Origin of the sequence: Parachitinimonas caeni (assembly GCF_030129945.1) — a bacterium.
GTDB lineage: Bacteria > Pseudomonadota > Gammaproteobacteria > Burkholderiales > Chitinimonadaceae > Parachitinimonas > Parachitinimonas caeni.
On record NZ_JARRAF010000064.1, the window covers coordinates 1 to 10,604 of the forward strand.

A 10,604-nucleotide genomic window follows, 5' to 3' on the forward strand; every position below is an offset into this window, starting at 1 on the left:
CTCCGGGCCGGGTCGATTTTTGGGGCATGGCGTCGTTAGCGTTCGCTTATTTAGCTCGCTAAACTGCACTCACCCTGCCTCGCCCTGCCCCAAAACTCGGCCCGGCGCGACCGGAAACAAAACGTCAACAGAGCCTAAGTCCCAGGCTTTTCGCGCACCTCAATCAACAATTGGCGGCGTTGTTCAATCTGACGTTGCCGGCTGCTGCGCCGACCCCCATCTGAGGAGAAACGCCTTGCTGACTGCAGCCCGATGGTTCCGCAACCCGTATGCCGTGCTGGATCGGCATCGCGCAGCGGGGCGCTTTCAGTTCATGCTGGGGCTGCCCGGCATGGGGCAGGTCTGGGTCACTGGCGAGCCAACACAGATCGGCGAGATTGTGCGCAACCCCGATCTGCTGGGAGGACGCGGCACACGCGCCTTGCGACCGGTCATCGGCGAGCACTCCCTGCTGGCACTGGAAGGCGCCGAACACGCGCTACATCGTCGCTGGCTGTTGCCGCCGTTTTTTCATGCCAATCCACAACGATTTGCCAGTTTGCAGGCCAGGGTGCTGGAGCAGGCACTGGCCGCGTTGAAGCCGGGCCAGCCCGTCAATCTGCGGCTTTGGGCCAAGCAGATCAGTTTGCAGGTGATCGTGCGCTGTCTGTTTGGCGAGCTGCCCGCCGCCGAGGTGGAAAAGTGGTGTCTACAAATCGAACACTTCATGCAGTCATTCCGCAGCCCGTTACTGCTGTTCATCAAACCCTTGCAGCAGGATTTGGGGGAGCGCAGCCCCTGGGGCCGCTTTGTGCGGCGGCGGGCCGAATTGCTGGAGGCCATCCGTCAGCGCTGGCAGGCTCCCCTACCCGGCAGCATCCTGGCCGAGCTGAAGGCGAGCTGCCCGCCGCAGATCAATGAGGCGGCAATGCTGTCGGAAGTGATTTCGCTGCTGTTATTCGGCCATGACACAAGCGCCGTTGGCCTCGCCTGGTGGGCGCTCTGGCTGTGGCAGCATCCCGACGCACTGCAAAGGGCGCGGGAAGAAGCCCTGGCCGGCCAAGCTGGCGAGTATCTGCGCGCCACGGTGCAGGAAAGCCTGCGCCTGACGCCTCCTGTCGTTCACCTGACCCGTACTGCCCGTCAGGCCACGCAGGTGGCAGGACAGCCTATCGCGGCCGGCCAGCATGTGTTTCCGTGCATCTATCTGGCGCAACGCCATCCTGACGCGTTTCCCGAGCCCGACACGTTCCGCCCCGAACGCTTCCTCGGCTCGGCCCCTCATTTCACCGAGTACTTTCCGTTTGGTCTAGGCCATCGCCTGTGCATCGGCATGCCATTTGCCCTGGAACAGATGGTGCAATGGGCCACCCATCTGTTGCGCGAGCCTGATCTGGCGGTCATCGGCCAATCTCTGGCGCCACGTCGGGTGATGGTTTTGATGGCGCCGGCCTGCGGCCCGATGCTGGTGCGGCAGTGATGACCAGGTTCAAGGTCATGATCATCACCGGCGGGTTGATCTCGGAAAAGGACAGCTCGTTTGGTCACGCCTTATATAAGCAGTTGCTGCAGTGGCGCTCGTCCGAGCATGCCTGGCTTGATCTGGCGATCAAGCTGGCGATTGGGGAACCCTTGGTCCGCGCCCGGCTGGCCAGACGGCTGGCGCGACATGCCAGCTGGAAACCCACTGTCGAGGCATTTTTTGCACAGAGTGACAATCTGCACACGCCGGAGCTGACGGAAGTCCTGCTCGCAACCTTGCTGCAGCAATCGGGGCTGGCGTTCGATACCCTCAGCTATGCCGACCTGTTCAGCCAGCCCAAGCAAGCCGCCGCCAAGCTGGTGGACTGCACCGCGATCTTTGCCTCAACCACCCTGTTGCGTGATCTGGCCGAAGTGGAGGTCGTCGTGCAACGCCTGCGGCCAAGCGGCAAGCCGATCATCCTCGGCGGCGCCCTGCTGGGTAGCCTGCATCCGGACTGGCAGGATCTCGACGGCGTGGACACCCTGGCCATTGGCTATGGCGAGTACCTGATCCCCGCCCTTGCTGACTACATCCGTTCCGGTTTCACCCAGCTTGTCCCGCCGTTGGGCGGGCGGCTACAACAGCGTGGGCGTACCAAACTACTGTTCTCCGGTCTGCCAGCCGGCCGCAGCCTGGATGCCCTGCCCGAAGCCGACTGGCGACTGGCCGGGCGGCCGCTGCGCATGGTGTATTACGAAAGCGTGCGCGGCTGCCCCTATCGCTGCAGCTTCTGCAACTACCCTTATCTGTTTGAAGATGAACGCTTTCGCTACAAGAGCGCCGAACGGATGGCCGACGACTGGCAGCGGCTGCGCGAGCAACTCGGCGTGGAATTCGTGACCTGCCTCGACTCCCTCTTCACCCTGCCCCGCCGCCGTCTGACGGCCTTCTGTGAAGCTCTGATCCGCCGCAATGTCGGCATGCGCTGGATCTGCTACGCCCGTGCCGATGATCTGGCGGATCGCCACATTGTCCAGCTGATGCAGGCGGCAGGCGCGCATCAGGTGCAGATCGGCATCGAGTCTGGCGTACAAAGCCAGCTCGACAATATGAACAAACGCTGCACGGTTGCCGCCAACCGGCAGGCGCTGGACAACTGCCGCGAGCTGGGCCTGACCAGTGTTGTCTCGCTGATCGTCGGTTACCCCGGTGAAACAGCCGACACCCTGCAGCAAACCTACGCATTGCTGGCCGAGACCCGGCCGGACTTCTATTTTCTGGCAACTTTCAGCACCCGCATTGCCGATGTGCCGGTGCTCAGCCCGTTCAATCGCGCCCGCTTCGGCCTGCGCACCAGCGACGACCGGAGAACCACCGCGCCCTACTGGGCGCATCGCAGCATGGATTGCCGCGAAGCCGTCGGCCATGCTCGGGCCCTGCATCGCCAGATCATGCAGGCCGGGATTTCGCTGAATGCCGCGTTGTTCTACCCTGGCATGCTCGACTACCACGCCAGCCAGCGGGCCGACCTGCTGGCCTTTCAGCGCGAGGCCATCAGCACCCATACCTGGGCGGCGGGATTACTCGATCTGGGCTGGAATTGGGTGGATCGCCGCCTCGCGGCCGATCTGGCCCAGCATCTGGCGCCTGCCGAAGACACCCCCATCATCATCCCGATACAGGCGCGGCCATGACACAACTGCCGGCGCCCCTTGAATACAGCCTGCGCGCCTTACGACAGATTCTGCTGTTCGGACTGGTCTACTTCGGCAGCGCGACGCTGACTGGCCAGCGGGCCAGCGTCTGGCTTCTGCCGGGCGAACCCCTGAGCGACTTACAACCGCACTGGCTACCGGTTTATCTGTCGATCTACCTGCTGCTAAGCCTGCCAGCCCTACTGCTGCCGCGCGCCACTTTTGGCGCATACGAGCAGGCCATGACGTGGGTCTGCTGCGGGGCAGGCCTGATCTTCTTGCTGTGTCCGTCACTGAGCCCGCACGCACGCCAGGCCCCCGCTGACTTCTGGCAGCTGCCATTTCAGCTACTGTGGCAATTCGATACACCAAGCAACCAATGGCCATCGCTACATATCGCTTATACCAGCCTGACCGTGGCCTGGATCGGCCGGCTGCGCCCACGCTGGCGCCTGCCAGGCCTGCTCTGGCTGCTGGCAATCTGCGCGGCGGTGCTGAAAGTGCAGCAGCATCAGCTGCTGGACATTCTCAGTGGCCTGCTACTCGGCTGGGGGGTGTATCGACGGTTTGTGCCCCGCATCAACCCACCCACTGAATGAAAAAAGCCAATCTTTCGATTGGCTTTCCTGTCACATCGACGCTTCCGTTATTTATTTAAAAGCCGTACGAGTATTTATTGGATAAATTCTTGTCGGCTTTATCAAACATCGCCGTTATTTTCAGCGAGCGATTGCTTGCCACTACCCAGGTATAAGAATTCAGCATCGAGCCCCGCACCGTCAGGGTCGAATCGTTTTTGCAGCCGATAATCTGCAATGCCTGATCCAGCGATATACCATTCTGCAGCTGATTGAAACGCTCCAGATTGATATGGCTGGCAGTACAGGTGTCCGCGACCGAGCCGCCCGTCTGCCCCTGCTCCACCGATACCAAGGTAAAGCGGCCATCAGCTTCCAGCCTGAGTTTGGCGTTGTTGTACATCTGCGTGCCCACACTGACTTCAGGAATCACCAGCGTGCCGGTCGCAGCATCAAAGCTCGCCGATTGGGCGCCCACCAAACCCGTCAGGGACAACAACAGAAAAGCCAGTTTTTTCATGGTTTTACCTCAGAATTAAAAATAAGCAGCCACAACAGCGCCTGAATAATCATGCGGTCATAATATCGCAGTGCAGGCTATCTGTTTCAGCCTGAATAACTATATGACTCGAAATAGAATGTATTCCGATCGTGGAATTCCCTGATGCCATTCTACCAGCACGAAGTATTCAATTTCTTTTCTGCGCTAACGTCATAAAAATACAGCACTTTTCCCAAAGCTTGCTGTGCCGGCAACCGCTGTGGGCAACACAGATCAGCCATCCCGGTGATGTCACCGCCGTTCATCCCATGCACAGCCAGACCAAGCGCCTGTTGTGGCAGCGGGATGGCAACGCCCCTGGCGTCGCCACCGGCACCCAGTCATCGATCCTTACAGTCCCAGCTCGCTCAAGCCTGGGTGGTTTGCTGGCCGAGGCCCCTGCGGCCAGAAAAACTTGCGCTCGGCTTCGTTGATGGCCAGATCGTTAATGCTGGCAAAACGCAGCTGCATCAGGCCGTTTTCGTCGAATTCCCAATTCTCGTTGCCGTACGAGCGATACCAATTGCCCTCGGCATCACGCCACTCGTAGGCAAAGCGGACCGCAATGCGATTGCCTTCGTGCGCCCATAATTCCTTGATGAGGCGGTACTCCTGCTCGCGTTGCCATTTCCGCGTCAGAAACGCGACGATCTGCTCGCGGCCCTGCGGAAAATCTGTCCGGTTGCGCCAACGGCTATCCGTGGTGTAAGCCAAGGACACACGGGCCGGGTCGCGGCTATTCCAGGCATCTTCGGCCATACGCACTTTCTGGATGGCTGTTTCACGGGTAAACGGTGGCAAGGGGGGGCGGGCTGCATGGGAAGTCGTCATGATCTTTTCCAGTTCAAGTAATGAAATGATTCGGCTCTGTTCACCCAATCGTCGGCATGCCAACCAAAGGGCAATACGGGGCCCTGGCGGCAGAAAAACACCGCCAAGGCAAAGGGGTTTCAGGGGGTCTTGCCAGGCTCTGTTGACGTTTTGTTTCCGGTCGCGCCAGGCCGAGTTGTGGGGCAAGGCTAGGCAGGATGAGTGCGGTTTAGCGGGCTAAACAAGCGAACCCTAACGACGCCATGCCCCAAAATTCGACCCGAAAACAAACGTCAACAGCGCCTACAGGTCGAGGACCAGCCGTTCCGACTTGGCTCGTGATACGCAGATGCACATCTTTCTGCCGCGTTCACGCTCAGCGGGGGTCAGGGCGTTGTCGCAATGCTCGGGCTCGCCTTCGAGCACCTTCACCGCACAGGTACCGCAATTGCCCACAGCACAATCCGCCAGGGCATCCACACCGGCTTTCTGCACGGCATCCAGCACCGTTTGCGCTGCTGCCACCTGAATCACCTTGCGTGAACGGCGCAGCTCGACTTCGAAAGGGCGGCTGACGCCATGCGCTGGCGCAGCAAACCGCTCGAAGCGAACGCGTGCCGGATCGATACCCAGCTCAGTGGCAGCGGCCACCACACCCTCTATCAGCCGGTTAGGGCCACAGATGTAAAACACAGCATCGGCCGGCGCGTCAGCCAGCAGCGATGTCAAATTCATCCGCCGACCCGCTGCCGTCGGGTACAGGCTCAGTTGGGTGCCAAATTCACGTTGCAGGCGGTCGCGGTAGGCCATATCGCCTTCGCTACGCCCTGCGTAGTGAATCTGCACGGGCAAGCCGGCAGCCTTGCGCTGCAGGGCCATCGCCTTGATCGGGGTGATGCCGATGCCGCCGGCAATCAGTACCGCCGGTCGCGCATCATCGTGTAAAGCAAAATCGTTGCGCGGCAAACTACAGCGCAAGCGCATGCCAAGGCTGAAATGTTCGTGCGCAAACCGTGAGCCGCCTTTGCCTTGCGCCTCAAGCAACACGGCAATTTCATACGCATCACGCCGTTTGGGATTGGAGCTGATCGAATAGTGGCGGATGGCCGCCTGACCATCGGCCAGAACCACCGGCACTTGCAGATGCGCTCCAGCCGTGATGGCGGGCAACTCGCCTCCCTCAGGATGGCGCAGCTCGAATGCCCGAACCTGCGGGCTCAGCTGGCGGATTCCGCTGATTACCAGTTCCAGCGGACCATTGCCCAGCACGGTCGGCGCCGTCGGCAATACGGGTGCCGACTGGCTGGCCTTTGCCTTCAACGCGGCATTCTCGGCCTGTAGCGGCGCCATCAAGGCTTCGATCTCGGCATCGGTATAACGTGGGGTGATGTGCTGCGGGCAATTCCATTCCCAGGCTTCAACCGTGATCACGATGCCGCGCTCGACTCTGGCCCGGTAGGAGGCCACTTCCAGCCGCGCCACCAGCTCGGGTTCATCTTGCTCATGCACAATCCGCACCCGCCCCCACAGCTTGAGGCGGCGCCGGTTCGGATAGTCCATCAAAATCAGCGAGATCCGATCATTGCTGCCCAGATTACCGACACTCAGGTATTGCGCATTGCCACGCAGATCGGCATAGCCGATGGTGTGGGCATCCAGCACTTTCAGAAAGCCAGCTGAGCCGCCCCGGTGTTGCACATACGGCCAGCCATTTTCTGCCACCGTGGCCTGATAAAAGCTATCGCGGGCCAGAATGAATTCCGCCTCGCGCGGCGTCAGCTCGGCGCGGGGGTCATCCGCCAACTCGAAGCCACGATTGGCCTCGCGGCTGCCATAGCGGGTCTGGGCGGCTTTCACACCGTCGGTGAAGGTAATCGTGGCAAAGGCGCGTGGCATGGTGGCACTCCTGTCGGGTCGGGTTACGTCGATCGGTGGGATCGGCGTCAGCGAATACCTGCATTCTTATCCATGCGGCTTGCCAATAGAATCCGTGCGGACGACAATTGATTGTTGCTTCAAGTGGAATAAACCATGGATCGCCTGCACCTGATGACCGTATTCGTCGCCGTCGCCGAATCAGAAAGCTTCGCTGGCGGGGCACGGCGCCTTGGCATGTCGCCACCCGCCGTCACCCGGGCAGTGGCCGCGCTGGAAGAACGGCTGGGGGTAAAACTGCTCAATCGCACTACTCGCCATGTGCGGGTCACCGAAGCCGGCCAGCGTTACCTTGAGGATGCGCGGCGCATCATTGCGGAAGTTGATGAAGCCGACGAAGCGGCCGTCGGCATCAATGCCGAGCCACGCGGCCATCTGGCCGTCACCGCGCCCGTGCTGTTCGGCAAACTGTTCGTGATGCCCGCAGTGGTGGACTACCTGCAGCGCTATCCGCAAATGGAAGTCTCGGCATTGTTTCTGGATCGGGTGGTCAATCTGCTGGAAGAAGGGTTGGACGTCGGCATCCGCATTGGCGAGCTGGCCGATTCGACCATGAAAGCGCTGCGGGTCGGCTATGTAAGGCGGGTGGTATGTGCCTCGCCCGAATACCTCGACAAACTGGGTCTTCCGCTGGCCCCTGAAGACCTGCTGGGCCACCAGATCATTGCAGCGAGCGGCGTCAGCCCGACCATAGAATGGAAATTTCAGCGCGACGGCGAAACCGTGGGGGTGCGCGTGCGGCCAAGGCTGGTCATCACCAGCAACGATGCGGCGCTCGAAGCCGCCGTACGCGGCTTCGGCATCACCCGCCTGTTGTCCTATCAGGTGGCCCAGCAGTTAGCCAACCAGCAGTTGAAAATCATTCTCAGCGAATTCGAGCCCCCACGCCTGCCCATCCATATCGTCCATCGCGAAGGCCGACGCCCTTCAGCCAAAATGCGGGCCTTTATCGACCTGATGGCAGCCCATTTACGCAGCAGCGCCGATTTGAATTAGCCTGCAGCCTGAATCTTTACCAAATCATTCAGACTGGCATTATTTATTTCGTTTGAAACAACACCTCCTCAGAACAAGAAAATGCCCCACCCTCCAAAACACAATCTATATTGCCTGACTTTTATCATTGTGGCATTTATCCTCCCCTTTTTATTATGGCTAACTGGCCCGATCTGGTTTGCCAATCTTTTTCCACACACCCTTACCGAAAGATCTACCGCCACAGTTTTGCGTATCGCCTTCCTGATAAGCGCCGTCTTGATCGCAGTGGCCTTTTTTAGCCTGAGACTTCGGCGTTGGATTAAAGTCCTTTTGGCGATACCTGTTGGGCTTCTTATGCTGGCCAACCTTGGAATATCATGGTTTGTAGACATGCATCATCACTGCTGGGAGCCAGAGCGTTACATTGAGACCCCCAAGACCATTTCTGTAGAAAACTGCGAATAGATCGCACCGTTTCCCCCGAAAATAAATTGTTCTTTTAAATAGAAAACAGATTTTCACAATTCAGAACAATCATGTGAATAGTAAAGAATACTCGCAGGATCTTATCCAAACTCCATTAGTGTTTGATAAAATACCTCTCTGCAATTAATACTTTGCAGCACATCAAACACATTCCAATCAATACTGGGTAACCATCATTCATTATGAAGAAGCTCGCCTTATCTTTATCGCTTATCTCGCTATGTACATCAGCTGCTTTTGCCGCAGCCATTCCAGCGGGCATCAGCCAATTTTCGGCAAGGTTATATACCGATGGTTTGGGCCGGGCGCCGGAGCAAACCGTTTGGGATAACACCATCCGCTATCTGGATGCCAATGATTGTAGCCCGGAAATTGCCAAGAGCTTTGCGCGCGGCGTCATGTTGTCGACTGAATTCCAATCCATTACCGGGTCTGATTACGGCGATAAATTAATGCGCCTGTATCGTGCCACGCTGTTCCGCGATCCCGATCAAGGCGGCCTCGCGTTTTGGCTGGATGTTGCCAATCGCACCCATGACTGGCCCTTGATTGTGGAAGAGATCCTCAAGTCTTCCGAATTTGCTGATAACGTCCGCAATAACATCTGTAATCAGACTACCGGTGGCAATGCCACGATTGGCATGCAGAAGAATCATCAGCCCATTCGCGTCTTCAATGGTGTTGCCGGGCAATTCAATGGTGGAACGCGTGCCCAGCTGCAGACCCTGCTTGATCAGGCCGGCGCTGAAGCCAAGCGCACCGGCCAGCGCCAGACGGTGACTTTGAGTCAGGGTGCGCTGGTTGAGCTGAATGACGCCGAGTCTTTGCTGATCCCGGTTAACGTTACCTTGACCACGGCTGGCAACCTCGCGCCTAACCAGTATCCGCGCATGGCCCGGATCTATCGCAGCGGCGCCAGTATCAAAGGCCCGCTGGTCGCCCTGCAGGGTGCCATGCCCGCTGCTGGCGCCAAGCCCGGCCCAGGGGCCGAGCTGATTGGTGTTTGGGTTGATGGCATGCGTAGCGTGCTGGCCCCCAAGCAGGACGGCAAAACCTACGATCCGACCTACGAGCAGAACAATGTGCAGGTGCGTGGTGCCAATGCCCGCGTTGCCAACAACTTCCTCACCGATGCGGCGGCCTGGAGCGCGTTGTACGTAACCTCCAATTACCGTGGTCAGTTCGGCACCTGCTCGGGCAGCAAGATCATCGGCAATCTGGTAACGCTGTTTGGAAGCGGCCACTTTCCAGCCACCATCCCGAACAACAACTCGACCAGCAACTGGACGGACGGCATCAGCGTCGCCTGTGGTAATACCGAAATCGCGTACAACAGCGTAGTCGATGCCACCGATGTCGGCATCATTCTGTTCCGCAACCCGGAAACCGATCTGGTTAGTGGCATAGCCAGCACTGCTGCAGCAGTGCAGGACAGCAAGATCTACAACAACACCGTGCTGAATGCGGGTAACTCAGCCTATGGCGCACTGGCGACTGACGCGCTGAATCAGTGCCAGCTCACTCCGATTGCGCCCGGCAGTCTGGAGGCGATTAACCATGCGGTGGAATGCTCAAAGAAGAATCGTGCGCCCTTCGATGGCGCCAGATTCGACCAGAACCTGATTTTGGGCACCCCGACCGTTCACTACGACATCATGCTGGCAGTCGGTACCCGGCCGTGGTTCGGCAAGGGCTCCATCACCGCCAGCGGGGTTGAATTCAGCAATAACCGCACAGGCTCAACTCCTATACTGGTCAACACCGGCGTACTGGTGGGCGGCATGAAGAATGCCAAGCTCAGCAACAACCTGTTCTCGCTGATTACCAAAAAGCTCGCGCCCTGCCCTGAAGGCACCATCGTCAACCTGCCTGCCTATCGTTCCAACTCGTTTGGCACTTCGCATGACTTTGACCCCAGCAGTGGCTTGAGCCTGCTTGGCAACCAGATCAACGGTTCGCCCGCTGTGGCAACGCCGGTGCAGGTAGACAACGGCTGCATCTCTGGCAACCACTAGGCTCTGTTGACGTTTTGTTTCCGGTCGCGCCAGGCCGAGTTTTGGGGCAGGGCTAGGCAGGGTAAGCGTGGTTTAGCGGGCTAAATAAGCGAACCCTAACAACGCCATGCCCCAAAAATCGAC

The 10,604-nt window shown here is 58.9% G+C and carries 8 protein-coding genes; 5 read left to right on the forward strand and 3 right to left on the reverse strand.

Annotation, left to right across the window (positions count from 1 at the left end; genetic code table 11):
* Window positions 1–235 precede the first annotated feature (235 nt).
* From PZA18_RS22920 to PZA18_RS22930, 3 genes are read left to right on the forward strand one after another with little or no spacing between them, the layout of a single operon-like run.
* On the forward strand, window positions 236–1,459 hold the full coding sequence (locus tag PZA18_RS22920) for a cytochrome P450 (RefSeq protein ID WP_284103222.1): 1,224 nt from the start codon (window positions 236–238) through the stop codon (window positions 1,457–1,459).
* Window positions 1,459–3,138, forward strand: a complete 1,680-nt coding sequence (locus PZA18_RS22925; RefSeq protein ID WP_284103223.1) for a B12-binding domain-containing radical SAM protein — start codon at window positions 1,459–1,461, stop codon at window positions 3,136–3,138. The genes PZA18_RS22920 and PZA18_RS22925 overlap by 1 nt, the downstream gene beginning before the upstream one ends.
* Window positions 3,135–3,737 carry a phosphatase PAP2 family protein gene (locus tag PZA18_RS22930; RefSeq protein WP_284103224.1) on the forward strand — a complete coding sequence of 201 codons (603 nt, stop codon included), beginning with the start codon at window positions 3,135–3,137 and terminating at the stop codon, window positions 3,735–3,737. Before PZA18_RS22925 ends, PZA18_RS22930 begins: the two co-directional genes overlap by 4 nt.
* Window positions 3,738–3,792: 55 nt before the next feature.
* Here PZA18_RS22930 and PZA18_RS22935 read toward each other — a convergent pair whose 3' ends face one another.
* The 3 genes from PZA18_RS22935 to PZA18_RS22945 all read right to left on the reverse strand — a co-directional run bounded on the left by PZA18_RS22935 (window position 3,793) and on the right by PZA18_RS22945 (window position 6,963).
* The gene (locus PZA18_RS22935) at window positions 3,793–4,236 is read right to left on the reverse strand and encodes a hypothetical protein (RefSeq protein ID WP_284103225.1); all 444 of its coding nucleotides are present in this window, start codon (window positions 4,234–4,236) and stop codon (window positions 3,793–3,795) included.
* 372 nt (window positions 4,237–4,608) lie between these two features.
* Window positions 4,609–5,088, reverse strand: coding sequence for a nuclear transport factor 2 family protein (locus PZA18_RS22940; protein WP_284103226.1), 480 nt, complete (start codon window positions 5,086–5,088; stop codon window positions 4,609–4,611).
* A gap of 282 nt (window positions 5,089–5,370) precedes the next feature.
* Window positions 5,371–6,963, reverse strand: coding sequence for a 2Fe-2S iron-sulfur cluster-binding protein (locus tag PZA18_RS22945; RefSeq protein WP_284103227.1), 1,593 nt, complete (start codon window positions 6,961–6,963; stop codon window positions 5,371–5,373).
* Between the two features lie 135 nt (window positions 6,964–7,098).
* Here PZA18_RS22945 and PZA18_RS22950 point away from each other — a divergent pair, with 135 nt between their 5' ends.
* Window positions 7,099–7,998 (forward strand): LysR family transcriptional regulator, encoded by a 900-nt coding sequence (locus PZA18_RS22950; protein WP_284103228.1) that lies wholly within the window; start codon window positions 7,099–7,101, stop codon window positions 7,996–7,998.
* A gap of 650 nt (window positions 7,999–8,648) precedes the next feature.
* Complete coding sequence (locus PZA18_RS22955) at window positions 8,649–10,481, forward strand: DUF4214 domain-containing protein (RefSeq protein WP_284103229.1); 1,833 nt, start codon at window positions 8,649–8,651, stop codon at window positions 10,479–10,481.
* Window positions 10,482–10,604 lie beyond the last annotated feature (123 nt).

Bases quoted from the DNA above. Each gene is read 5' to 3' on its own strand.
- PZA18_RS22925 (WP_284103223.1), top strand. From the start codon at position 1,459: ATGACCAGGTTCAAGGTCATGATCATCACCGGCGGGTTGATCTCGGAA.
- PZA18_RS22930 (WP_284103224.1), top strand. From the start codon at position 3,135: ATGACACAACTGCCGGCGCCCCTTGAATACAGCCTGCGCGCCTTACGA.
- PZA18_RS22935 (WP_284103225.1), bottom strand. From the start codon at position 4,236: ATGAAAAAACTGGCTTTTCTGTTGTTGTCCCTGACGGGTTTGGTGGGC.
- PZA18_RS22940 (WP_284103226.1), bottom strand. From the start codon at position 5,088: ATGACGACTTCCCATGCAGCCCGCCCCCCCTTGCCACCGTTTACCCGT.
- PZA18_RS22945 (WP_284103227.1), bottom strand. From the start codon at position 6,963: ATGCCACGCGCCTTTGCCACGATTACCTTCACCGACGGTGTGAAAGCC.
- PZA18_RS22950 (WP_284103228.1), top strand. From the start codon at position 7,099: ATGGATCGCCTGCACCTGATGACCGTATTCGTCGCCGTCGCCGAATCA.
- PZA18_RS22955 (WP_284103229.1), top strand. From the start codon at position 8,649: ATGAAGAAGCTCGCCTTATCTTTATCGCTTATCTCGCTATGTACATCA.